Raw genomic sequence first — 23,003 nt, 5'->3', positions numbered from 1 at the left:
TGCCGGGGCCGGGGTGACTGGGGCGGGCGCGGGCGTGGCCTTCGCGGGAGCCGGTGCGGCGGGCTGAACCGGAGCCGGAGCCGGAGCCGGAGCCGGAGCCGGAGCGGCAGCGACCGGGGCCGGAGGCGCGGCCGGAGCCGGCGCGGGAGCCGCGGGGGCGGCCGGGGCAGCGGCGGCCGGAGCGGCCGGAGCCGCCGGGGCAGCCGCGGCCGGAGCCGAGCCGGGAGCGCCGACGACGGCCAGCCTGGCGCCGACCTCGGCGGTCTCGTCCTCGCCGACCACGATCTCAAGCAGCACGCCGGCGACCGGCGACGGGATCTCGGTGTCGACCTTGTCCGTGGAGACCTCGAGCAGCGGCTCGTCCTCCGCGACCTCCTCGCCGACCTCCTTCAGCCAGCGGGTGACGGTGCCCTCGGTGACCGACTCGCCCAGTGCGGGCAGTACGACATCGGTACCGGAGGCGCCACCTGCCGGAGCGGCGGGGGCAGCGGTGGGAGCCGGAGCGGGGGCGGCCGGAGCCGCGGGGGCCTCGGCGACAGGGGCCGGAGCGGCCGCGGGAGCGGGCTCCGCGGCCGGAGCAGGGGCGGCGGCGGGCGCACCCGTGCCGTCGTCGATGACGGCCAGCTCGGCGCCGACCTCCACCGTCTCGTCCTCGGCGACCTTGATGGAGGCGAGCACACCGGCGACGGGCGAGGGGATCTCGGTGTCGACCTTGTCGGTCGACACCTCCAGCAGCGGCTCGTCGGCCTCGACGCGCTCGCCCTCGGCCTTCAGCCAGCGGGTGACTGTGCCCTCGGTGACGCTCTCGCCGAGCGCCGGAAGGGTTACGGAAACCGCCATGGTTTCTGTTGCTCCTTAACGATGGTGCGGAAGTCTGTGGTCGTCGCGTCCAGGTGCGACGCGGTGACTGATGTACAGCCCGTGGCTGATCAGTCGTGCGAGTGCAGCGGCTTGCCCGCGAGGGCCAGGTGGGCCTCGCCGAGCGCCTCGCTCTGCGTCGGGTGCGCGTGGATGAGCTGCGCGACCTCGGAGGGCAGCGCCTCCCAGTTGTAGATCAGCTGGGCTTCGCCGACCTGCTCGCCCATACGGTCACCGACCATGTGGACACCGACAACCGCACCGTCCTTCACCTGGACGAGCTTGATCTCGCCGGAGGTGTTGAGGATCTTGCTCTTGCCGTTGCCCGCGAGGTTGTACTTCAGAGCGACGACCTTGTCCGCGCCGTAGATCTCCTTGGCCTTGGCCTCGGTGATACCCACGGAGGCGACCTCCGGGTGGCAGTACGTCACCCGGGGGACACCGTCGTAGTCGATCGGAACGGTCTTGAGTCCGGCCAGACGCTCCGCCACCAGGATGCCCTCGGCGAAGCCGACGTGCGCGAGCTGGAGCGTCGGGACCAGGTCACCGACGGCGGAGATGGTCGGGACGTTCGTGCGCATGTACTCGTCGACCAGGACGTAGCCGCGGTCCAGCGCGACGCCCTGCTCCTCGTAGCCCAGACCGGCCGAGACAGGACCGCGGCCGACGGCGACGAGCAGCAGCTCGGCCTCGAACTCCTTGCCGTCGGCGAGGGTGACCTTGACACCGTTCTGGGTGTACTCGACCTTCGAGAAGAAGGTGCCCAGGTTGAACTTGATGCCGCGCTTGCGGAACGCGCGCTCAAGAAGCTTGGAGGAGTTCTCGTCCTCGACCGGGACGAGGTGCTTGAGGCCCTCGATCACCGTCACGTCGGTGCCGAAGGACTTCCACGCGGAGGCGAACTCGACGCCGATGACGCCGCCGCCGAGCACGATCGCGGACTGCGGGACGCGGTCCAGGACCAGCGCGTGGTCGGAAGAGATGATGCGGTTGCCGTCGATCTCCAGGCCCGGCAGCGACTTCGGCACGGAGCCGGTCGCCAGAAGCACGTGGCGGCCCTGGATGCGCTGGCCGTTCACGTCGACCGAGGTCGGCGAGGAGAGGCGGCCCGCACCCTCGATGTACGTCACCTTGCGGGAGGCGATCAGCCCCTGCAGACCCTTGTACAGGCCCGCGATGACCCCGTCCTTGTACTTGTGGACGGCCTCGATGTCGATGCCCTCGAAGGTGGCCTTGACGCCGAACTGCTCGCTCTCGCGGGCCTGGTCGGCGATCTCACCCGCGTGCAGCAGTGCCTTGGTGGGGATGCAGCCATTGTGCAGGCAGGTACCGCCGACCTTGCCCTTCTCGATCAGGGCGACGTCCAGGCCCAGCTGAGCTCCGCGCAGCGCCGCGGCGTAACCGCCGCTACCGCCACCGAGAATCACTAGGTCGAAAACGGTGCTGGCGTCGTTCGCCACGTCACGTCCTCCATGCTGTGCGCCGTACGCCGGTCAACTGTGACCGCGCGGCGGCTGGTGTCCGGCCGCTCTTTCTCCGGCCCTGTGGTGGGGGCCCTGTCCTGCCGAGAACCCATCTTCGCACTTGTCGGGGGCGAGCGAGACGCCGGGCCGGTGTGTGACACGTCCCACCTGGCTCGCCAAGGGGTCGCCAAGGGTTCGTCAAGGGGACAAAACGGCCCCGGGGTGACTTGTCACCCCGGGGCCACCTTTCATGTGACCGACCTAGCCGAGATCGCCCGCGGCGGTCAGCTCGGCAAGACGCACCAGCGTCCGCACCGCCGACCCCGTACCGCCCTTGGGGGTGTAGCCGAAGGGACCGGACTCGTTGAAGGCGGGACCCGCGATGTCCAGGTGCGCCCAGGTGATCCCCTCGCCGACGAACTCGCGCAGGAAGAGACCGGCCACCAGGCCGCCACCCATCCGCTCGCCCATGTTGGCGATGTCGGCGGTGGGCGAGTCCATCCCCTTGCGCAGGTGCTCAGGCAGCGGCATCGGCCAGGACTCCTCGCCGACCTCCTCCGCGGCCTCCACGATCGAGGCACGGAACGCGTCGTCGTTCGCCATCACGCCGAACGTACGGTTGCCGAGCGCCAGCACCATCGCTCCCGTCAGCGTCGCCACGTCGACGATCGCGTCCGGCTTCTCCTCGGACGCCTTCCACAGCGCGTCGGCGAGGACGAGACGGCCCTCGGCGTCCGTGTTGAGGACCTCGACGGTCTTGCCGCTGTACATGCGCAGCACGTCACCGGGGCGGGTCGCGGTACCGGAGGGCATGTTCTCGGCCAGCGCGAGCCAGCCGGTGACGTTGACCTCAAGGCCCAGGCGCGCGGCGGCGACCACGGCAGCGAAGACCGCCGCCGCACCGCTCATGTCGCACTTCATCGTCTCGTTGTGCCCGGCGGGCTTGAGAGAGATGCCGCCCGAGTCGTAGGTGATGCCCTTGCCGACGAAGGCGAGGTGCTTGGTGGCCTTGGCGGAGGTGTACGACAGCTTCACCAGGCGGGGACCGGCGGCCGAGCCCTTGCCGACGCCGAGGATGCCGCCGTAGCCGCCCTTTTCGAGCGCCTTCTCGTCGAGCACCTGCACCTTGATGCCATGCTCCTTGCCGGCCGCGCTGACGACGGCGGCGAAGGACTCGGGGTTGAGGTCGTTCGGCGGGGTGTTGATGAGGTCGCGGGCGCGGTTGAGCTCCTCGGTCACGGCGGTGGCGCGCGCGATCGCGGCCTTGTACGCCGCGTCACGGGGCTTGCCGCCGATGAGGGCGACCTCGGCGAGCGGGGCCTTGCCGTTCTTGGCGCCGTTGCCGGTTTCCTTGTACGCGTCGAAGGCGTACGCGCCGAGGCGGGCGCCCTCGGCGACGGCACCGGCGTCGGCGGGGTCCGCGATCGGCAGGGCGAACGCGGCCTTCTTGGCACCGGCGAGGGCGCGGGCGGCGGCACCGGCCGCGCGGCGCAGCACCTCGGCGTCGTAGGTGTCGTCCTGCTCCGGGACCGCTCCCAGGCCGACGGCCACGACGACCGGGACCTTGAAACCGGAGGGCGCGGGCAGTTTCGTCACCTCGCCCTCGGCCCCTGAGGCACCGAGAGTCTCCAGGATGCCGGCGAGCCTGCCGTCGTACGCCTTGTCCACGGCCTCGGCGCCCGGTGCGACGACCGGGCCTTTGGGGCCCTTCGCGACACCGACGACGATGGCGTCGGCCCGCAGACCGGACGCTGCGGCGGTGCTGAGAGTGAGAGCAGTCACGGTGGTGAAATCTCGCTTCCGTTGAAATTGCTGCGGCCGAATGAGGGTGGGTCGACCGGGCCCGGCAATCGACCCTGGATCCGGCCCTGAGGGCGGGCCTCACCGGGGCAGGGCAAGTGCCAGGGCCGAGCCTACGCTCGGGGCCGGGTCCCGCTCATACCGGCGGGTGCTCACCGCAGCGCGGCGACGCCGCAGATCTCCCACCGCTCGCTCCGGGTGATTTCGGCCGCACTGTCCGTGTCGGTCATGGGGCTCACCCCAGTGAGAGCATCACGAGCGCCGTCGTCGCCGCCGTCTCGGCGAGGGCTCCGAAGACGTCGCCCGTGATCCCGCCGAAGCGGCGTGTGCAGTGGCGCAGCAGCAGTTCGGCGGCGGCGCAGGCGGCGAGCACCGCGAGTGCGGTGCGCACGAGGTCGTACGTCCCGAGGAGCGCCCCCGCACCGGCAGCGGCGACGGTGACGGCGACCGCCACCAGCAGGGCCCCGCGCGGCGGCACCGTGCCCGCGACCGCAGCGCCCAGGCCCTCCGGGCGGGCCGGCGGGACTCCGGTTCGGGCGGCCAGGGTGAGGGCGAGGCGGGCCGCGGTCGCCGAGACGACGGCCGCGAGCGCGCCCCGGGCCCAGGAGGCGTCGTACGCCTGGAAGAGCGCGGCCACCTGGGCCAACAGTGCGAAGAGCAGGGTGATCACGCCGAACGGGCCGATGTCCGACTGCTTCATGATCCGCAGCGCGTCCTCGGCGGGTTTGCCGCTGCCGAGGCCGTCCGCGGTGTCGGCGAACCCGTCCAGGTGCAGACCGCGGGTGAGGGCCGCCGGTACGGCGGCGGTGGCCACGGCGGCAAGCAGCGGGCCCGCGCCCATCGCGAGCAGCGCCACGCCCACCAGGGCCGCGCCCGCCCCGACGACGAGCCCGGCCAGGGGTGCGCAGAGCATCCCGCCGCGTGCGGCCCCGCGGTCCCAGCGGGTCACCGTCACAGGGAGCACGGTGAGGGTGCCGAAGGCGAAGCGCAGGCTGTCGGAGAGGGGGGTCCTGGACACCGGCGCAGGTTATCCGGCCGTACGAGGAGCGCCTACGGCGGTGGGCGACGGCCATGGATAAAGTGCGCAATATGGGTCATTGGTTGCACCGGAACATCGTCGAGCCCGGAAAACTGCCGCTTCTGCTGGCGCTCGCCTCCTTCGTGCTGACCTTTGTGATCACCCGGGTCATCGTCCGGCTGATCCGGGCGGGCAAGGGCCCGTTCGGCAACGTGAAAGCGGGCGGTCTGCACATCCACCACGTCGTCCCGGGCGTCGTGCTCACGGTGATCGGTGGTTTCGGGTCGGTGGCCAGCAGTCGGCACGGCTTCGGCGCGGCCGCGTTCGCCGTGGTGTTCGGGATGGGCGCGGGCCTGGTGCTGGACGAGTTCGCGCTGATCCTGCACCTCGACGACGTCTACTGGACCGAGGAGGGGCGCAAGAGCGTCGAGGTCGTCGTGGTCACGGCGGCCCTCGTAGGCCTGGCGCTCGGGGGTTTCCTGCCGTTCGGCGTCAACGACCTCAGCCAGCAGGAGCTCCAGGACCGAGGCGGCGTGATCCTGAGCGTCCTGGTGAACTTCGCCTTCGCGCTGCTCGCCCTGGGCAAGGGCAAGGCCCGGCTGGCGATCTTCGGCGTCGTCGTCCCGTTCGTCGCCATCGTCGGCGCGGTCCGGCTGGCCCGCCCCGGCTCGCCCTGGGCCAAGCGCTTCTACCGGCGCCGGCCGCGCGCCCGGGCCAGATCCACCCTGCGCGCCTACCACCACGACCGCCGCTGGGCGGGCCCCCGCCGCAGGCTCCAGGACTGGGTCGGCGGCAAACCGGACCCCGAACTGCGGTGACGTACAACGGCCCGGGCCTGGACTACGCCGTACGCCGTCTGCGCGACTCCAGGTGCCTGCGGTGCAGCCACTTCGGCAGGCCCGGCGCCTCCAGGAAACCCTCGGCGCGCGCGGAGGCGACAGCGATGCGCGGCAGGTCCGCGCTCTTCTCGAAGAGCAGGAACCGAGGCTCCCAGATGGGCCGGTACTTGGCGTTCGCGCGGTACAGCGACTCGATCTGCCACCAGCGGGAGAAGAAGCTGAGCAGCGAGCGCCACAGCCGCAGCACCGGTCCCGCGCCGAGGCGCGCACCACGCTCGAAGACCGAGCGGAACATGGCGAAGTTGAGTGAGACCTGGGTGATTCCGATCTCCTGGGCACGGCCGAGGAGTTCGATCACCATGAACTCCATCAGTCCGTTCTCGGCGTCGCGGTCGCGCCGCATGAGGTCGAGGGAGAGCCCGTGGGGCCCCCACGGCACGAAGGAGAGCACGGCTCTCAACTCACCGGCACCTTCCCCAGCGCGGCTGTCCCTGCATTCGAGCATCACGCACCGCCCGTCGTCCGGGTCGCCGAGCCGCCCCAGGGCCATGCTGAACCCGCGCTCGGTGGCCCCGTCGCGCCAGTCGTCCGCGCGCTTCAGCAGGTACGCCATCTCGTCGGCCGGGATGTCCTGGTGACGCCGGATGCGCACCTCGTACCCGGCGCGCTCGACCCGGTTGTAGGCCTGCCGAACGGTACGCATGGCCCGTCCGTCCAGCGTGAACTCGGCGGTCTCCACGATGGCTTCGTCACCGAGTTCGAGAGCGTCCAGTCCGTGCCGGGCATAGACGGTGCCCGCCTCCTCGCTCGCGCCCATCACCGCCGGGATCCAGCCGTGTTCGCGCGCCTCGGTGAGCCAGGGCTCGATGGCACCGGGCCACGCCTCCGGGTCGCCGATGGGATCGCCGGAGGCCAGGGAGACGCCGCCGAGGACGCGGTAGACGACCGCCGCCTTGCCGGTCGGCGACCAGACCGCGCTCTTCTCGCGGCGCAGGGCGAAGTAGCCGAGCGAGTCCCGGTCGCCGTATCGGTCGAGCAGCGCCCGTAGCCGGCGTTCGTCGTCCTCGGTGAGTGGGTCGACGGTGCGGCGGGAGCGGAAGGCGGCGTAGAGGACGGCGAGGATCAGCAGGGTGCTGAGCACGTTGATGGTGACGTCGACCCAGTTGGGTGTGGTGATCCCGGGGAAACCCGAGTCGTCGGCGGCGACCGAGACGAGCCGCAGGAGGCCGTAGCGCCAGCGATCAAGGAAGGTCGAACGGTGCGCGTCGTGGGCCTGGTTGGCGACCGTCACCAGGAGCGCGGCGAGCAGCGAGGTGACCAGCAGCCCACCGATCCCGACGGCCGCGGCCAGTCCGGGATTGGACCGGTCGCCCTTGGCGTAGAACTCCAGGCGACCGACGACGAGCGACGCCACGAAAGCCGCCGTCAGGACGAACGAGATCCAGTTCTGCGGATACCGCCGGATCTCCGGGAACGCCAGCACGAAGGCGAACAGCAGCAGGAACAGTGCGGCGAGTACGAGGTTCAGGATCCATGCGGCCCGCTTGCGGCGCCGCATGGTGACCGCCAGGAACATCGCGAAGACGCCGGACGCGAACCCCGCCGTCAGCAGATACGGGGTGAAGTAGTTCTCCGTGTTGTGCCGTCGCAGGTCCTGCCCGAGGGAGACCCACACAGCACTCAGAAAGTTCACGAACGCGACAACACGCAAGTACCAGACCGCGAAGGCGGCGGCCCGCGGGGCGGCCACTCCCCGCCCCCGCTCGGCGACAATTCGGGCATCTCCCATGAGAGTGGATGATATGGGTCGCCGGGCGGAGTGGAGTCAGCCCCTCCGGCGCTTGAGGAGCGGGGGTCCAGGGGGCGGCGCCCCTTGGCGGGGTCTGGGGCGGAGCCCCAGGAAGAAGGGACGGGTAGGGGCGGAGGGGGCGAAAACCCCCTGCCTCGGCTACTCCGCCCCCTTCTCCTGCCCGGAGAGCCCGACCTGATCGGAGCCCTCTTCCTGATCGGAGCCCTTGTCCTGGTCGGCGTCCTCCGTCGACGCCTTCTCCGGAAGATCCGCCGCCAGCGCGGCCGCCGCCTGGACAAGGGGCAGCGCGAGGAGCGCCCCCGCCCCCTCGCCGACCGTGACCCCGTGGTCGAGCAGGGGCTCCAGGGCCATCCGGTCCAGCGCTTTCGCCTGCGCCGGCTCCCCGCTGTTCTGACCCGCCAGCCACCAGTCCGGCGCCCGGAAGGCGACCCGCTGCCCGACCAGGGCGCAGGCGGCCGAGACGACCCCGTCGAGGATCACCGGCATCTTCCGCACCGCGCTCTGCAACAGGAACCCGGTCATCGCCGCGAGATCGGCCCCGCCGACCACCGCGAGCAGCTGGAGCTGATCCCCGAGCACCGGCCGGGCCCGCCGCAGCGCGTCCCGCACGGCGGCGCACTTGCGCATCCATGCGAGGTCGTCGATGGCCTGGCCGCCCCTCCCGGTGACCACGGAAGCGTCGGTCCCGCACAGCGCGGCGACCAGCACCGCGGCCGCCGTGGTCCCGCCGACGCTGATGTCGCCGAGCACCACCAGATCCGTACCGGAGTCCGCCTCCTCGTCCGCGACGGCGACCCCCGCGAGGAACGCCGCCTCGGCCTCCTCCGGCGTCAGCGCGTCCTCCACGTCGATACGGCCCGAACCGCGCCGCACCCGATGCCGTACGACCTCGTCGGGCAGCCCCTCCGGCGCGGTGTCCAGCGCCATGTCGACCACCCGCACCGGAACGCCCAGCCGGCGGGCGAGGATCGACGCCGGGCTCGCACCTTCGAGGACCGCCCGCACCAACTGGTCGGCGCTGCCCGCGGGCCTTGCCGACACACCGAGTTCGGCGATCCCGTGGTCGCCCGCGAACAGCACCGCACGCGGGTGCTCGATCGGCCGTACCGGCACCGCGCCCTGCGCCGCCGCCAGCCACTCACCCAGGTCGTCGAGGCGGCCCAGTGCCCCCGGCGGCACGATCTGGCGCTCCCGACGCGCCTCCGCGTCGCGGCGGACGCCTCCGTCGGGGCGCTCGATCAGATCGGTGAAGTCATCGAGATTAAGCGAGCTCATTCGCCGAACAGTACCGGCAGCGATCGAACACGTCCGCGCCACGTCGTTGCACCTGAGATCGCCCTTTAATACGTACCTTTTATGTCGGATTGTCGTGCGGCTCATCGCCCCCCCCACAGGAGCAAGTCGTCCCCCACAGGAGCAACAGGAGCACTCATGCCCCTCACCCCGCAGTCGACCGCAGAACGCCGGGCCGCCTGGCTGAGCGAACTCGCCCAGGGCACTGACCGGTTCCACGAACCGCGCCGGGACGACTGCCCCTGGTGCGGCTCGAAGCGGCTGCGCACCCGACTCCGTACGCCGGACCTGCGGCAGCGCAAACCCGGCACCTTCGTCGTCGACGAGTGCGGGGACTGCGCCCACGCCTTCCAGAATCCCCGGCTGACGGCGGAAGGGGTGGCCTTCTACCACCGGGACCACCACCCCGACCTCCAGGCGGAGGCACCCGACGGTCTCGCCGACCGCATCCTCGCCGCCCGCGCCGGACGCGGACGCCACCTCGCCGCCGCCCGCGCGATGCTGCCGCACCCCGAGCCGGAGAGCTGGCTCGACGTCGGCACCGGACACGGGCACTTCCCGGCGGTGGCCAAGGAGATCCACCCGTACACCGCCTTCGACGGCCTCGACCCCACCCGGCGCGTCGAGAAGGCGCAGGCCGCAGGGCGGGTGGAGGAGGCGCACCGCGGCCGGCTCACCGACCCGGAGACCGCCGAGCGACTGCGCGCCCGCTACGACGTCGTCAGCATGTTCCACCACCTGGAGCACACCCCCGACCCCCGCGAGGAACTGCGCGCCGCACTGACGGTGCTGCGCCCTGGCGGGCTCCTCCTCGTCGAAGTCCCGGACCCCGACTGCGCGTTCGGCGCGCTGCTCGGCAAGTGGTGGGTGTCGTACGGCCAGCCGCGCCACCTCCACCTGATGCCGCTGCCCAACCTGCTGGCGGAGCTCGAATCGCTCGGCTGCGAGATCGTCTCGACGGACCGTCGAGAACCGCACATCCCGTACGACCTCTCAGGCGCCGTCGCCCTGGCCCTCAGCCGCGTCCTCCCCGGCCTCGACGCCCCCTGGCGCCCGGCGCCACCCACCGCCCTCCAACGCCGCCTCCGCACGGCCCTGACCCACGCGTCCGTCCCCCTCCTGGCCTCGGCCGCCGCCCTGGACCACACGCTCGCCCCACTCTTCCGCCGCACCCGCTTCTCCAACGCGTACCGGATCATCGCCCGGCGACAGCCATGAGCCGCCCTCAACCCCGCAGCGCGAGCGCCTGCCCCGCCACCACCAGCAGCAAGTGCTCGCACTCCGCCCCGAACCCCGCGTTCAACCGCCCCAGTTCGTCCCGGTAGCGCCGACCCGAAGCCGTGGCCGGCACGATCCCCGACCCCACCTCATTGGAGACGGCGACAACCGTGCGGCGCGTCCGTCGTACGGCGGACGTCAGCTCCTCCACCCGGGCCCGCAGCGCACGCTCCCCGCCGCCGGACCACTCCGCGTCGTCCCAGGCGTTCACGGAGTCCATCGCGTCGGTCAGCCACAGGGACAGGCAGTCGATGAGCAGCGGGGGACCGTCCGCCTCCAGGAGGGGGACGAGGTCGCAGGTCTCGGTGGTGCGCCAGGAGCCGGGGCGCCGCTCGCGGTGGGCGTGCACACGCGACGCCCATTCGTTGTCCCCGTTGCGGCAACCGCCCGTGGCGACGTACACGACGTCCGGGAAGGCCTCCAGGCGCCGCTCCGCCTCCACCGACTTGCCGGAGCGCGCGCCGCCCAGCACCAGGGTGCGGCGCGGCACGTCGGGGACGTCCTCGTAGACGCCCACGTCCAGCGTCGACCCGTCCGGCACGGCCCGCGCCCCCGCCGCCGCGAGGCGCCGCCGCAGCTCGGCGCCCGGCGGCACGTCGTGGTCGAGATGCACCGCGATCACGTCCGTCGCCGGGCCGGCGGCGCCCACCGCGCGCAGCTTCGCCAGGGCGTCCGGGCGTCCCACGACATCGGCGAGCACCATGTCGTACGCCGGGTCGCCGTTCACGCCGAGCCCGGCGGGCGCCGCGCCGGGCGGCAGGTACAGCAGCCGCTGTCCATCGGGTCCGGTCACCGCGTACCCCGTGCCGGGCGCGTCCATCGGCACCGCCCGCACCCGGTGCCCGGTGAGCAGCGCCAACTCCCGCCCGTCGGGCACCCGGCCGGGCTGCGGCAGCCCGGCCGGCACCTCGACCGCGGGGCCGTCGTGCGGGTGCGAGAGCAGTACCTGTCGTACGCCGCCCAGCGAGTGCCCGGCGCGGGCGGCCGCGAACGCCGCGCCGGGGGTGAGGTCGAGCAGCAGGGTGCCGTCGATGAGCAGCGCGGTCGCCGCCCGCGCGTGCTCGCCGAGCGCGGTCGCGCAGGCCGCGCAGGGGCAGTCGGGGCGGGGCAGGCCCGCGGGGGCGCCGGTGCCGAGCAGAGTCAGTTCCACGGGATGATTTTCGCGTGTCCGCGCAGGTCTTGCCCGTCCGACAAGGGCCTGTCGTCAAATTCCCGTCGTCCGCCCGAAGGGCGGGCCGGGCGGCGTCAGGTGCGTGCTCTCGGCGTGCCGGGCGCAGACCCGCGTACTGGTTGTATGTGGGTTTGTGCCCCGTGCGGCGAGAGTGCGTGGATGGCGTCGCCCGGCAGGCGGGAATTTGACGACAGGCCCTAGGCTTCGGGCAGGAGTCGGATCTTGTCCGGCTTCCGCTGTGCAGTGTGCTCATATCTGGGAGGCGTACATGGCGGCATGGACGTGGCGGTTCGAGAAGGCCGACGGGACAGAGGTCCAACCCGTGGTGCAGCCCGAGGAGTTCACCACTCAGGGGGACGCCGAGTCCTGGATCGGCGAGGTGTGGAAGGAGCTCCTGGAGGGTGGCGCGGAACAGGTGTTCCTCTTCGAGGACAGCACACAGATCTACGGGCCGATGAGCCTGCACGCGGCATCTGAGGCGTAGGCCGGTCGAGGCCGCCGGGCCCGCGCGCCGCTTCGGCGGCGTCGACGGGCCGTGGTGGCGGCGGGTGCCGGGGTTCCGCCCCGGCACCCCGCGTGTCTACCGCTCCGCTGTTCGCTCCTGCTCGTTACTGCTCGCCCAAGGTCACGTCCGCCGTCTTCTCGCTGCCGTTCCTCGTGTACGTCACCGGCGTCCTGTCGCCCGGCTTCTCGGCGGCGAGCGCCTCGGAGAGCGAGGTGATCGTGGTGATGTCGGTGTCCCCGAGACCGGTGATGATGTCCCCGGGCTCGATGCCCGCCTTGTCGGCCGCGCCACCGCCCTTCACCTCGACCACGGCGACCCCCGCGGCCTGGAGGTTGCCGTCGACGACCGTACGGGCCGTGATGCCGAGCGCGGCCCGGCCCGAGTCGGTGACCTTGCCGTCCTTGATGATCTGGTCGGCGACCTTCGTCACCATCGACGCGGGGATCGCGAAGCCGATACCGGGCGCCGTGCTGTCCCCGAGGTCGGGGTCGGTCGCGGCGAGCGTGGGAATGCCGATGACCTGACCGTCGAGATTGACCAGCGCGCCGCCGCTGTTGCCCGGGTTGATCGCTGCTGACGTCTGCACCATGTTGGCGATGGTCGCGCCGGTCCCGCCGCTGCTGCTGCCCTCGCTGACGGTGCGTCCGGTCGCCGACACGATGCCCTGGGTCACGCTGGACGACAGCCCGAGCGGTGAGCCCATCGCCAGCACGATCTGGCCGACCTCGACCTTCGAGGAGTCCCCGAAGGACGCCGCCTTCAGCCCGTCCGGCACCTTGTCCAGCTTGATGACGGCGAGATCCTGCTCCGGGTAGGCGTACACGAGCGTCGCAGTCTGCTCGTCCTCGCTGTTCGCGGTCGTGACCTTGAACGTCTTCTCGTCGCCGACCACGTGCGCGTTGGTGACGATGTGCCCGTTGTCGTCGTACACCACCCCGGACCCCAGATCACTGCTGGCCTGGATCTGCACCACCGACGGCAGCACGTCCTTGATCACCTTCAGGTATTCGTCCTGGAGGTCACCGGCCGCGGCCGGGGCCGCCTGCGTCGTCGTGCCGTCCTTCGCGGGCGAGGCCCCGGAACCGGAGGAACAGCCGGAGAGCAGCGCGGCGGAGCAGGCAAGCACGGTCAGGGGGAGGTACAGACGAGCACGAGTACGGGCACGAATGCGGGCACGGTTACGGGAAGCGTCCATGACCGAAGTGTCCCTTTGGGGGGCTTGGCCCGACCTGCGGTGCGCACCCGAACGGGTCGGTCGTCAGCCCCGCACTCCGCACAGGTGCAGCAACGCCGCCACCTGACGGTACGGATCAGTCCGTCCGGCCCGTTCCTCGGCGGTCAGCAGACTGTCCAGGTCCGCGGGGACGGGATCCCCGTCGGCCGCGGTGTCCGTGAAGACCCGCACGCCGTACCAGGCGTGCAGGGGCGCACCGATCCCGGCGAGGGTCGAGGTCAGCGTGGAGAGCCGGTCGGCGCGCACGGCGAGACCGAGCCGGTTCGTGTACGCGGTGGTGTCGAAGGCCGTCAGCGCCGCGGCCCAGTCCCCGGAGAGCCCGGGCCGCAGGGCCAGCGCGTCGGCGTTCCGCACGAGCAGCGAGAGCAGCCCGCCGGGGGCCAGCATCCGCGCGAGGCCCGCCAGCAGTGGATCGGGCTCCTGGACGTACATCAGTACGCCGTGGCACAACACCACGTCGAAGCTTCCCGGCAGGAAGTGGACACCGGTCTCGCGTCCGTCGCCCTCGATGAGGCGTACCCGCCCCTGGATGCCCTCGGGCTCGGTGGCCAGTGCCTCCCGGGCCACCGCGAGCATCCTCGCGTCCTGTTCGAGCCCCGTCACCTGGTGCCCCGCCCGGGCCAGCCGCAGCGCCTGGGTGCCCTGGCCCATCCCGACGTCGAGCACCCGCAGCCGCTGCCCGACGGGAAACCGCCCGGCTATCTGCTCGTCGAGCTGCCGGGCCACCAGCTCCTGTCGTACGACATCGCGCAGTCCGCCCAGCTTGTTGAGCCAGGCATCCACCGCGCCCCCGGAGAAAGAAGCCGTGCTCAGGGCCGCTCTCCGCGCTTGACCTGCGGCTTCGGCAGCCGGAGTCGACGCATCTGGAGGGTGCGCATCAGCGCGTACGGGACCGCGCCCTTCTTGGGCAGGTCGGGGTAGCGGGTATTCAGCTGCTTCTTCAGACGGATCGCGATCCCGACCGAGTCGACCACGATCATCAGGATGACCACGAGCCACAGCAGCAGCGCGATGTTCTGCAGCGAGCCCACCCGCACCATGCTCAGCACGAGGATGACGACGGCGAGCGGCAGGAAGAACTCCGCGATACAGAACCGCGAGTCCACGAAGTCGCGGGCGAACTTCCGCACCGGCCCCTTGTCACGGGCGGGCAGATAGCGCTCGTCACCGCTGGCCAGCGCCGCGCGCTGCCGCTCCATCGCGGAGCGACGGTCGTCGCGCTGCCGCTTCGACGCCTCCTTGCGCGTCGTCGGCGTGTTCGCCACGCTCCGACGCTGGGTCTGGGCCTCACTGCGTTTGGGCGTGGGGCGGCCCTTGGGGGCCTGCGGATCACGGGTCTGCTTGGAGTCGGTCACCAGCGCCTTGTCGGCGGATGCCTTCTCTTCCTTGGAGCGGCTACGGAACACAAAACCCAAGGGTACGCGGTGTGCGCGCATGGACGTCATTCGAGTGGGGAACGATCCGGCAACACCGTACGTCTGTACTGGGAAAGTACTGGGACAGACGGGACGTTGCGCATGGTTTCGCCGGGCGGGCCCGCAGGAATTCCCCAGGTGTTCCCCGGGAACCCCTGGGGGACCCCGAGGGCCACCTACTCCCTACGCCGGAGCGGTGCCGTTCGCAGTCGTCCTTGGGGATGAGCGCATCCGTCCCCGAACAGTGCGGTAATGGATGCAGGGCCCGTACTGTGGGTTCTGTTGCAGTACCTGGAGCTGGAGTCCGTCAGAAGGGGGCGCGCGAAGCCCATGAGCGGTGTCATGAAGCGTATGGGGATGATCTTCCGCGCGAAGGCGAACAAGGCCCTTGACCGGGCCGAGGACCCGCGCGAAACCCTCGATTACTCGTACCAGAAGCAGCTGGAGCTGCTCCAGAAGGTGCGCCGCGGTGTCGCCGATGTGGCGACCAGCCGCAAGCGCCTGGAACTGCAGCTGAATCAGCTCCAGAACCAGTCGACCAAGCTGGAGGACCAGGGCCGCAAGGCGCTCGCGCTCGGCCGGGAGGACCTGGCCCGCGAGGCGCTGTCGCGCCGGGCCTCGCTCCAGCAGCAGGTCACCGACCTGGACACGCAGCACACCACCCTCCAGGGCGAGGAGGAGAAGCTCACCCTTGCGGCGCAGCGCCTCCAGGCCAAGGTGGACGCCTTCCGCACCAAGAAGGAGACCATCAAGGCCACCTACACCGCCGCCCAGGCGCAGACCCGGATCGGGGAGGCCTTCTCCGGCATCTCCGAGGAGATGGGCGACGTCGGCATGGCGATCCAGCGTGCCGAGGACAAGACCGCGCAGCTCCAGGCGCGCGCCGGCGCGATCGACGAGCTGCTCGCCTCCGGTGCGCTCGAGGACTCCTCCGGGCTGGCGAAGGACGACATCCAGACCGAGCTGGACCGGCTCTCCGGTGGTACGGATGTAGAGCTGGAGCTGCAGCGCATGAAGGCCGAGCTGGCCGGTGGCTCCGCGGCGAAGCCGGCGATCGAGGGCGGCACGGGTCAGGGGCAGTCGCAGTCCCAGCCGCAGGACACCCCTCGCTTCGACAAGCAGTGACAAGTAGTGACAGGCGGTAACGCGCGGTAACCCACGCCTTAGGAGGGCGACATGATCGTACGGATCATGGGGGAGGGGCAGGTGAGGCTGGACGACAGTCACCTCACCGAACTGAACAAGCTGGACGACGAGCTGCTCGCCGAGATCGAGAGCGGCGACGAGCCCGGCTTCCGCCGCACCCTGGGTGCCCTCCTGGAGGAGGTCCGCCGCCTCGGCGCCCCCCTCCCCGACGACGCCCTCCAACCGTCCGAACTGATCCTCCCCTCCCCGGACGCGACCCTCGAACAGGTCCGCGAAATGCTGAGCGACGAGGGCTTGATCCCCGGCTGACGGCTGGAGCGGACTTTCTTCGCCCCCTCCGCCCCAGATCCCGCCAGGGGGCGCTGCCCCGGGGCTGAATCTTTCAGCCCGTCCGGCGTTTGAGGACGAGGCCGTTCAGGCCGATGGCGGGGGTCTGGGGGCGGCAGCCCTCAGGAACGGGACGGGTAGGGGCGGAGGGGGCGAAAAAATTCCCCCAGCCCCACCCCCGGGCCGGGGGATACCGGCTACCACCGTTCCGAGCCGCGCACGCGCCCCGTACCGTGAACGGGTGAGCACGCTAGAGCGGACCAGGTGCAGAGCCCGCGCCCACCCCCTCCCCGTGGACGCCACGCTCGCCGCCGGCGTCCTCATCTGCATGCTGGCCGGCTCCTTCGTCGACCCGCACGCCGAGAATGGCGCGACCTGGCTCACCCGCACCCCGAACGCCCTCGGCCTCACGCTGATGGTGCTCGGTGCGGCAGCCCTGATCCTCCGCCGCCGCGCACCCATCCCCGTCCTCGCCGCGACAAGCGCCGTCTCCCTCGTGGAGCTGGTGGTCGGCGACCCCAGGGCGCCGGTGACGATGTGCGCCGTCGTGGCCCTCTTCACGGTGGCCTCGGCCACCGACCGCCACACGGCCTGGCGCGTGGGCCTGCTCACGATGACCGTGCTCACGGGGGCGGCGATGCTCGCGGGCCCGCTGCCCTGGTATGCCCAGGAGAACCTGGGCATCTTCGCCTGGACCGGCATGGCGGCCGCCGCGGGCGACGCCGTACGCAGCCGCCGCGCCTTCGTGGACGCCATAAGGGAACGCGCCGAACGCGCGGAACGGACCAGGGAGGAAGAGGCCCGCCGCCGCGTGGCGGAGGAGCGGCTGCGGATCGCCCGCGATCTGCACGATGTCGTCGCGCACCACATCGCCCTGGTCAACGTGCAGGCAGGAGTCGCCGCCCACGTGATGGACAAGCGGCCCGACCAGGCCAAGGAGGCGCTCGCGCACGTACGCGAGGCCAGCCGCTCCGCCCTCAACGAACTCCGCGCCACCGTAGGCCTGTTGAGGCAGACCGGCGACCCGGAGGCACCCACCGAGCCCGCCCCGGGCCTCGGCCGTCTCGACGAACTCGCCGACACCTTCCGCAATGCGGGCCTCCCGGTCGAGGTGGCCCGCGACCAGGGCACGAACCTGCCCGCCGCCGTGGACCTCGCCGCGTACCGCGTCATCCAGGAGGCCTTGACCAATGTGCAGAAGCACGCGGGCGCGGAGGCGAAGGCCGAGGTCAGCGTCGTCCGCGTCGGACCCAACGTGGAGGTGACCGTCCTCGACAACGGACCCGGGCAGTCCGCCGAGCATGCGCCGGAGGAGGGCGGCGGGCACGGGCTGCTCGGAATGCGGGAGCGGGTCACCGCGCTCGGCGGGAGATGCACGGCAGGTCCCCGCTACGGAGGCGGCTTCCGGGTCCATGCGATCCTTCCGGTCAAGAACCGCACGCCTGCCCTGGGGAGCCCCGCATGACCATCCGTGTCCTGCTCGCCGACGACCAGGCGTTGCTGCGCAGCGCCTTCCGGGTGCTCGTCGACTCCGAGTCCGACATGGAGGTGGTCGGCGAGGCGTCCGACGGCGCGGAGGCCGTCCGCCTGGTGCGGCAGGAGCGGGCCGATGTCGTGCTGATGGACATCCGGATGCCGGGAACCGATGGGCTGGCCGCCACCCGGCTGATCTCCGCCGATCCGGGGCTCGCGCACGTACGGGTCGTGATGCTGACGACGTTCGAGGTCGACGAGTACGTGGTGCAGTCGCTGCGTGCCGGTGCGTCCGGTTTCCTCGGCAAGGGGGCCGAGCCGGAAGAGCTGCTGGCCGCGATCCGGATCGCGGCGGGCGGCGAGGCGCTGCTGTCCCCGGCGGCGACCAAGGGACTGATCGCCAAGTTCCTCGCGCAGGGCGACGGCCTGGACGACGACCGTGACCCGGCCCGCGCCGAGCGGCTCGGCGCGCTCACCGGGCGCGAGCGCGAGGTGCTCGTGCAGGTTGCGGGCGGGCACTCGAACGACGAGATCGCCGAGCGGCTGGAGGTCAGCCCGCTGACGGTGAAGACACACGTCAACCGGGCCATGGCCAAGCTGGGCGCGCGCGACCGGGCCCAACTGGTCGTGATCGCGTACGAGTCGGGGCTGGTACGGCCAAGGGTGGACTGAACTCCACCTGCGCGCGCGCCGCCTGGAGCGGGCGACCGCGAAAGGAACGGGACCGAGGGCGACGGATCGGCCCCCGCACACGGTCGAAGGCGCAGGGCAGGCCCCACGTGCGTGTACGAGGTGGCCCGCTCGTGTCGCATACACCACTGTCTGTGGCTGTCCCGGTTCAGGGGCGCTGCTTCGTACAACGGCGCTGTCCCACTCAGGACACGACTGAAAGTCACACAACCGGATCGCCTGCTCGCCGTGGCGACCCTGGACGACACCGAGCGGGACATCGTCATCAGGTCGGCGAAGCCGGCCACGACGCTCGCCGAGCTGAAGAACCTGTCGCTGGGTGCCGTGAAGCTCGGTGACATTGCGACGGTGCAACACCGCCACCGCGGGCGACGAGGACAAGTCACCGGAACCGGCCGGAGTCCGACCTTTCCGGTGAATCGGGAGGCACCGTCCTGGCGCAACTTGTCTCAGGGCGGGGGCTGTTGGTCATTCCGCTGCCTGTTCAGATACTGTTCTTTAATTGGTCCATACCAACACCTTGACGCGGTTTCATTCACACCTTAAAACAAGCGGTGAAGGCCCTGCGAAGGTGCAACCCCCTCTTTCGGCTCCCCACTTCAGTGCAAAACGGCGAAAGGTATGACATGGGCATGAAGTTCAGATGGAGGCGTGTGGCCTCCGCCGCCGTCGGCTCCCTCCTCGTGGGTCTGCTGAGCGTGCTGCCCGCGTCTCCCGCCGCGGCCGCCACCGGCCAGATCAGCGGTCTGGCGGGCAAGTGCATCGACGTGGCGGGTGCTTCGAGCACCAACGGCACCGCGGTGCAGATCTACGACTGCAACGGCACCGCCGCCCAGCAGTGGACCGTCGGCTCCGACGGCACGATCCGGGCGCTCGGCAAGTGTCTGGACGTCTCGAACAACTCGACCGCCGACGGCGCGCTGATCCACCTCTGGGACTGCGTCGGCGGCGCCAACCAGCAGTGGGTCGTGTCGGCCGCGCGGGACATCGTCAACCCCGCGGCGAACAAGTGCCTCGACGTCGTCGGCAACAACTCGGCCAACGCCACCCGGCTGCAGCTCTGGACCTGCACCGGCGCCGCGAACCAGAAGTGGACGGCTCCGGCCACCGGCGGCGGCACCACCCCGAGTGGATTCGTCGTCACCGAGGCGCAGTTCAACCAGATGTTCCCGAGCCGGAACTCCTTCTACACGTACAGCGGTCTGGTCGCCGCGCTGAGCGCCTACCCGGCCTTCGCCAACACGGGCAGCGACACGGTGAAGAAGCAGGAGGCCGCGGCCTTCCTCGCCAACGTGAACCACGAGACCGGCGGGCTCTACTACATCGTCGAGCAGAACACCGCGAACTACCCCAACTACTGCGACTGGGGCCAGTCCTACGGCTGCCCGGCCGGTCAGTCCGCGTACTACGGCCGCGGTCCGATCCAGCTCAGCTGGAACTTCAACTACAAGGCCGCGGGTGACGCGCTCGGCATCGACCTGCTGGGCAACCCGTGGCTCGTGCAGAACGACGCCGCCGTGGCCTGGAAGACCGGCCTCTGGTACTGGAACACCCAGAGCGGTCCCGGCACCATGACTCCCCACAACGCCATGGTCAACGGTGCGGGCTTCGGCCAGACCATCCGTAGCATCAACGGCTCGCTGGAGTGCGACGGGAAGAACCCCGCGCAGGTCCAGAGCCGCGTCGACGCCTACAACCGTTTCGTCGGCATCCTCGGCGTCTCGGCCGGAGCCAACCTCTACTGCTGACAGCTCCCTTCCCCGCGTGACCTCGCTCGCCACCGCCGCCCCTCGCGGCGGTGGCGAGCTTGTGCGACCCCCTTGTTCGACCGCTGCTGCAGTCCGGTTCCCCCCGATCTAAGGACCGTCATGAACGCCCCTCGCGGACCCCTCGGCACCGCCGTCCGCTCACGCCGCACGATCCTCGGCGCCCTGGCTCTCGCCGTGCTCGGCACCTTCGCCTCCGCCCCCACCGCCAGCGCGAACGAGCCGCTGGAGTGGAAGGGCAACCTCAACGACTTCATCGCCGCGGGAGCGCCCGACTGGCAGTTCGCCCATGCCGTCGGCAACGACACCTGCTGGCCGGCGAGCGCTTTCGTCAACGGTGACCAGCAGGCCCCCTCCGCCGAGCTGAAGCCGTGGCCGGACGCCGACTACGGCTGCGCCGCGACGGGCTCATACTTCCCGACGTACACCACGGTCAAGACCTGCGGCAGCGACGAGGTGCGGGTCATCTACACGCTGTTCTTCCCCAAGGACGGCTTCACCGGCGGCATCGGCCACGCGTACGACTTCGAGCACGCGGTGACCACCTGGAAGTACGCGGGCGACAACAAGTGGACCCGCTCCACCGTCCTGCTCAGCACGCACGGCAACCACCGGGTGCTGGCCGACTGGAGCAAGGTCGAGTCGACCGACCTCAACGCCGACAGCTGGGGCTACGGCAAGGAGCGGCCCAGTGTCTACGTCGGCTGGGGCAAGCACGCGATGTTCAACAACCAGGGCGGTCTGACGGACTACCTGTCGCAGACCACCGACAACGAGTTCCGCAACGACGACTACGCGGGTGACAACACCTCGTACGTGATCGTCCAGGAGGGCAGCGCGATAGCCAACAAGTTCGACGAGTACAACTGGGGCAGCGCGAGCAGCGACCCCACGCAGGTCTCGCGGGACCTCTGCTACTACTAGGGCATTGAGTAAGGGGCACCGGCAATGGCCGGCGCCCCTTACCCTCTCCCCACAGTCATACGGACTACGGCAGCGCCAGCATCCGCTCCAGCGCCAGCTTGGCGAACTGCTCGGTCTCCCGGTCCACCTCGATGCGGTTGACGAGGTTGCCCTCCGCCAGGGACTCCAGGGTCCACACCAGGTGGGGCAGGTCGATGCGGTTCATGGTCGAGCAGAAGCAGACCGTCTTGTCGAGGAAGACGATCTCCTTGTCCTCGCTCGCGAAACGGTTCGCCAGCCGACGTACGAGATTCAGCTCCGTGCCGATGGCCCACTTGGAGCCGGCCGGAGCCGCCTCCAGGGCCTTGATGATGTACTCCGTGGAGCCCACGTAGTCCGCCGCGGAGACGACCTCGTGCTTGCACTCGGGGTGCACCAGGACATTCACACCGGGGATCCGCTCACGCACGTCGTTGACCGAGTCGACCGAGAAGCGGCCGTGCACGGAGCAGTGGCCCCGCCACAGGATCATCTTCGCGTCGCGCAGCTGCTCGACGGTGAGGCCGCCGTTCGGCTTGTGCGGGTTGTAGAGGACGCAGTCCTCCAGGGACATCCCCATGTCCCGGACGGCGGTGTTGCGGCCCAGGTGCTGGTCGGGCAGGAAGAGCACCTTTGTCGTTGACGGCTCCCCCTGTTCGAAGGCCCATTCCAGGGCGCGCTGGGCGTTGGACGAGGTGCAGATCGTGCCGCCGTGCTTGCCGGTGAACGCCTTGATGTCCGCGGAGGAGTTCATGTACGAGACGGGCACGACCTGCTCGGCTATCCCGGCCTCGGTCAGCACGTCCCAGCACTCGGCGACCTGTTCGGCGGTGGCCATGTCGGCCATCGAGCAGCCCGCGGCGAGGTCGGGCAGGACGACCTTCTGGTCGTCGCCCGTCAGGATGTCCGCGGACTCCGCCATGAAGTGCACACCGCAGAACACGATGTACTCGGCCTCGGGGCGCGCGGCCGCGTCCCGGGCCAGCTTGAAGGAGTCACCCGTGACGTCCGCGAACTGGATGACCTCGTCGCGCTGGTAGTGGTGGCCGAGGACGAAGACCTTGTCCCCGAGCTTCTCCTTGGCCGCGCGGGCGCGTTCCACCAGGTCAGGGTCGGACGGCGAGGGCAGATCGCCGGGGCACTCGACGCCGCGCTCGCTCCGCGTGTCGGCCTCGCGGCCGAGCAGCAGCAGGGCGAGGGGCGTCGGCTGTACGTCGAGTTCCTGGGTCTGGGCGGTGGTCACGACACCAACCCTTTCTGTTCTGCGGCTCGCTCGGATCGCGGGGGCGATCCAGCGCAACATGCCTTTTCGTCGAATTGACGTTATCTATCATAACTGCTTCACGTCACTTTGACGACTGCCATAGTGTCGATGTGACGTGAATCCCTGAGGGGTTGTCCACAGGCCGCTGTCCGTGTCCCGGCCCATGTGCGAGCATGAAGAGAGAAGGCAGAAGACAAGCGCTCGGCCCGGAATGAATCCGAGGCCCCGCCGGTTGGAATGTCGGCAAGCAGTCTCCGAACAACCCGGGAGAGAAGCAGATGTCCGTATCGGACGAGACCACCACCGTGAACGACGGCATCATCCTGTCCGAGTCGGCCGCGGCCAAGGTCAAGGCCCTGCTCGACCAGGAAGGCCGCGAAGACCTGGCGCTGCGCGTCGCTGTTCAGCCCGGCGGCTGCTCCGGCCTGCGCTACCAGCTCTTCTTCGACGAGCGTTCCCTCGACGGCGATGTCGTCAAGGACTTCGGCGGCGTCAAGGTCGTCACCGACCGCATGAGCGCCCCGTACCTGGGCGGCGCGTCCATCGACTTCGTGGACACCATCGAGAAGCAGGGCTTCACGATCGACAACCCGAACGCGACGGGCTCCTGCGCCTGCGGCGACTCCTTCAGCTAAGCCGCGCGACCTCGGCGGCTGAGCGCCCGGCCGGCCGCTGCGCACACGCGTAAGAAGGCGGCGTCCCCCTCCGACG

General features: G+C 70.6%; 21 protein-coding genes. 10 read left to right on the top strand and 11 right to left on the bottom strand.

Annotated elements, in window-relative coordinates:
- The 4 genes from ACFWP7_RS38290 to ACFWP7_RS38275 all read right to left on the bottom strand — a co-directional run.
- Nucleotides 1-840, bottom strand: an 840-nt coding sequence (locus tag ACFWP7_RS38290) for a biotin/lipoyl-containing protein (RefSeq protein ID WP_384391769.1), incomplete at its 3' end; no start/stop codon positions are given.
- Nucleotides 841-929: 89 nt separating this feature from the next.
- Nucleotides 930-2,318: a dihydrolipoyl dehydrogenase gene (gene lpdA, locus ACFWP7_RS38285; protein WP_384391766.1), complete on the bottom strand. Its 1,389-nt coding sequence runs from the start codon at nt 2,316-2,318 to the stop codon at nt 930-932.
- A gap of 264 nt (nt 2,319-2,582) precedes the next feature.
- Nucleotides 2,583-4,103, bottom strand: a complete 1,521-nt coding sequence (locus ACFWP7_RS38280) for a leucyl aminopeptidase (RefSeq protein WP_384391763.1) — start codon at nt 4,101-4,103, stop codon at nt 2,583-2,585.
- A gap of 253 nt (nt 4,104-4,356) precedes the next feature.
- Nucleotides 4,357-5,139: an adenosylcobinamide-GDP ribazoletransferase gene (locus tag ACFWP7_RS38275; RefSeq protein WP_384391760.1), complete on the bottom strand. Its 783-nt coding sequence runs from the start codon at nt 5,137-5,139 to the stop codon at nt 4,357-4,359.
- A 71-nt stretch (nt 5,140-5,210) separates the two neighbouring features.
- On the opposite strand from ACFWP7_RS38275, the gene ACFWP7_RS38270 reads away from it, so the two are divergent.
- Nucleotides 5,211-5,957 carry a hypothetical protein gene (locus ACFWP7_RS38270; protein ID WP_384391757.1) on the top strand — a complete coding sequence of 249 codons (747 nt, stop codon included), beginning with the start codon at nt 5,211-5,213 and terminating at the stop codon, nt 5,955-5,957.
- Between the two features lie 22 nt (nt 5,958-5,979).
- On the opposite strand, the gene ACFWP7_RS38265 is transcribed toward ACFWP7_RS38270, so the two are convergent.
- A complete protein-coding gene (locus ACFWP7_RS38265; RefSeq protein ID WP_384391754.1) occupies nt 5,980-7,767 on the bottom strand; it encodes a phosphatidylglycerol lysyltransferase domain-containing protein in 1,788 nt (595 codons plus the stop codon).
- A 159-nt stretch (nt 7,768-7,926) separates the two neighbouring features.
- Entirely contained in the window at nt 7,927-9,063 is a 1,137-nt protein-coding gene (gene cobT / locus ACFWP7_RS38260) for a nicotinate-nucleotide--dimethylbenzimidazole phosphoribosyltransferase (RefSeq protein WP_384391751.1), read from the bottom strand.
- A 156-nt stretch (nt 9,064-9,219) separates the two neighbouring features.
- On the opposite strand from cobT, the gene ACFWP7_RS38255 reads away from it, so the two are divergent.
- Entirely contained in the window at nt 9,220-10,299 is a 1,080-nt protein-coding gene (locus tag ACFWP7_RS38255) for a class I SAM-dependent methyltransferase (RefSeq protein ID WP_384391748.1), read from the top strand.
- 7 nt (nt 10,300-10,306) lie between these two features.
- On the opposite strand, the gene ACFWP7_RS38250 is transcribed toward ACFWP7_RS38255, so the two are convergent.
- Nucleotides 10,307-11,509: a bifunctional adenosylcobinamide kinase/adenosylcobinamide-phosphate guanylyltransferase gene (locus ACFWP7_RS38250; protein ID WP_384391746.1), complete on the bottom strand. Its 1,203-nt coding sequence runs from the start codon at nt 11,507-11,509 to the stop codon at nt 10,307-10,309.
- A 289-nt stretch (nt 11,510-11,798) separates the two neighbouring features.
- On the opposite strand from ACFWP7_RS38250, the gene ACFWP7_RS38245 reads away from it, so the two are divergent.
- Nucleotides 11,799-12,014 carry a hypothetical protein gene (locus ACFWP7_RS38245; RefSeq protein ID WP_266826299.1) on the top strand — a complete coding sequence of 72 codons (216 nt, stop codon included), beginning with the start codon at nt 11,799-11,801 and terminating at the stop codon, nt 12,012-12,014.
- Between the two features lie 124 nt (nt 12,015-12,138).
- On the opposite strand, the gene ACFWP7_RS38240 is transcribed toward ACFWP7_RS38245, so the two are convergent.
- The 3 genes from ACFWP7_RS38240 to ACFWP7_RS38230 form a co-directional block, all read right to left on the bottom strand.
- A complete protein-coding gene (locus ACFWP7_RS38240) occupies nt 12,139-13,230 on the bottom strand; it encodes a S1C family serine protease (RefSeq protein WP_384391743.1) in 1,092 nt (363 codons plus the stop codon).
- A 63-nt stretch (nt 13,231-13,293) separates the two neighbouring features.
- On the bottom strand, nt 13,294-13,995 hold the full coding sequence (locus tag ACFWP7_RS38235) for a class I SAM-dependent methyltransferase (protein ID WP_384391776.1): 702 nt from the start codon (nt 13,993-13,995) through the stop codon (nt 13,294-13,296).
- A gap of 83 nt (nt 13,996-14,078) precedes the next feature.
- Nucleotides 14,079-14,705 carry a DUF3043 domain-containing protein gene (locus ACFWP7_RS38230; RefSeq protein WP_384391740.1) on the bottom strand — a complete coding sequence of 209 codons (627 nt, stop codon included), beginning with the start codon at nt 14,703-14,705 and terminating at the stop codon, nt 14,079-14,081.
- Between the two features lie 309 nt (nt 14,706-15,014).
- Between ACFWP7_RS38230 and ACFWP7_RS38225 the strand changes: the two genes are divergently transcribed.
- The 6 genes from ACFWP7_RS38225 to ACFWP7_RS38200 all read left to right on the top strand — a co-directional run bounded on the left by ACFWP7_RS38225 (nt 15,015) and on the right by ACFWP7_RS38200 (nt 21,010).
- A complete protein-coding gene (locus tag ACFWP7_RS38225) occupies nt 15,015-15,809 on the top strand; it encodes a PspA/IM30 family protein (RefSeq protein WP_384391772.1) in 795 nt (264 codons plus the stop codon).
- A gap of 51 nt (nt 15,810-15,860) precedes the next feature.
- Entirely contained in the window at nt 15,861-16,139 is a 279-nt protein-coding gene (locus ACFWP7_RS38220) for a hypothetical protein (RefSeq protein WP_384391737.1), read from the top strand.
- Nucleotides 16,140-16,398: 259 nt separating this feature from the next.
- Complete coding sequence (locus ACFWP7_RS38215) at nt 16,399-17,622, top strand: sensor histidine kinase (protein WP_384391734.1); 1,224 nt, start codon at nt 16,399-16,401, stop codon at nt 17,620-17,622.
- Nucleotides 17,619-18,302 carry a response regulator gene (locus ACFWP7_RS38210; RefSeq protein ID WP_384391732.1) on the top strand — a complete coding sequence of 228 codons (684 nt, stop codon included), beginning with the start codon at nt 17,619-17,621 and terminating at the stop codon, nt 18,300-18,302. The genes ACFWP7_RS38215 and ACFWP7_RS38210 overlap by 4 nt, the downstream gene beginning before the upstream one ends.
- Nucleotides 18,303-18,952: 650 nt before the next feature.
- Complete coding sequence (locus ACFWP7_RS38205) at nt 18,953-20,068, top strand: glycoside hydrolase family 19 protein (RefSeq protein WP_384391729.1); 1,116 nt, start codon at nt 18,953-18,955, stop codon at nt 20,066-20,068.
- Between the two features lie 120 nt (nt 20,069-20,188).
- Entirely contained in the window at nt 20,189-21,010 is an 822-nt protein-coding gene (locus tag ACFWP7_RS38200; protein WP_384391726.1) for an NPP1 family protein, read from the top strand.
- Between the two features lie 64 nt (nt 21,011-21,074).
- On the opposite strand, the gene nadA is transcribed toward ACFWP7_RS38200, so the two are convergent.
- On the bottom strand, nt 21,075-22,271 hold the full coding sequence (gene nadA, locus ACFWP7_RS38195) for a quinolinate synthase NadA (RefSeq protein ID WP_384391723.1): 1,197 nt from the start codon (nt 22,269-22,271) through the stop codon (nt 21,075-21,077).
- Nucleotides 22,272-22,570: 299 nt separating this feature from the next.
- Here nadA and ACFWP7_RS38190 point away from each other — a divergent pair, with 299 nt between their 5' ends.
- Nucleotides 22,571-22,927, top strand: coding sequence for an iron-sulfur cluster assembly accessory protein (locus ACFWP7_RS38190; RefSeq protein WP_365427349.1), 357 nt, complete (start codon nt 22,571-22,573; stop codon nt 22,925-22,927).
- The last annotated feature ends 76 nt before the right edge of the window (nt 22,928-23,003 follow it).

Source organism: Streptomyces sp. NPDC058470 (assembly GCF_042721055.1).
In the GTDB taxonomy this organism is placed as follows: domain Bacteria; phylum Actinomycetota; class Actinomycetes; order Streptomycetales; family Streptomycetaceae; genus Streptomyces.
This window is presented reverse-complemented; position numbering and strand designations above follow the sequence as displayed.

Bases quoted from the DNA above. Each gene is read 5' to 3' on its own strand.
- ACFWP7_RS38270 (WP_384391757.1), top strand. From the start codon at position 5,211: ATGGGTCATTGGTTGCACCGGAACATCGTCGAGCCCGGAAAACTGCCG.
- ACFWP7_RS38265 (WP_384391754.1), bottom strand. From the start codon at position 7,767: ATGGGAGATGCCCGAATTGTCGCCGAGCGGGGGCGGGGAGTGGCCGCC.
- cobT (WP_384391751.1), bottom strand. From the start codon at position 9,063: ATGAGCTCGCTTAATCTCGATGACTTCACCGATCTGATCGAGCGCCCC.
- ACFWP7_RS38255 (WP_384391748.1), top strand. From the start codon at position 9,220: ATGCCCCTCACCCCGCAGTCGACCGCAGAACGCCGGGCCGCCTGGCTG.
- ACFWP7_RS38245 (WP_266826299.1), top strand. From the start codon at position 11,799: ATGGCGGCATGGACGTGGCGGTTCGAGAAGGCCGACGGGACAGAGGTC.
- ACFWP7_RS38240 (WP_384391743.1), bottom strand. From the start codon at position 13,230: ATGGACGCTTCCCGTAACCGTGCCCGCATTCGTGCCCGTACTCGTGCT.
- ACFWP7_RS38230 (WP_384391740.1), bottom strand. From the start codon at position 14,705: ATGCGCGCACACCGCGTACCCTTGGGTTTTGTGTTCCGTAGCCGCTCC.
- ACFWP7_RS38225 (WP_384391772.1), top strand. From the start codon at position 15,015: ATGAGCGGTGTCATGAAGCGTATGGGGATGATCTTCCGCGCGAAGGCG.
- ACFWP7_RS38220 (WP_384391737.1), top strand. From the start codon at position 15,861: ATGATCGTACGGATCATGGGGGAGGGGCAGGTGAGGCTGGACGACAGT.
- ACFWP7_RS38210 (WP_384391732.1), top strand. From the start codon at position 17,619: ATGACCATCCGTGTCCTGCTCGCCGACGACCAGGCGTTGCTGCGCAGC.
- ACFWP7_RS38205 (WP_384391729.1), top strand. From the start codon at position 18,953: ATGAAGTTCAGATGGAGGCGTGTGGCCTCCGCCGCCGTCGGCTCCCTC.
- ACFWP7_RS38200 (WP_384391726.1), top strand. From the start codon at position 20,189: ATGAACGCCCCTCGCGGACCCCTCGGCACCGCCGTCCGCTCACGCCGC.
- ACFWP7_RS38190 (WP_365427349.1), top strand. From the start codon at position 22,571: ATGTCCGTATCGGACGAGACCACCACCGTGAACGACGGCATCATCCTG.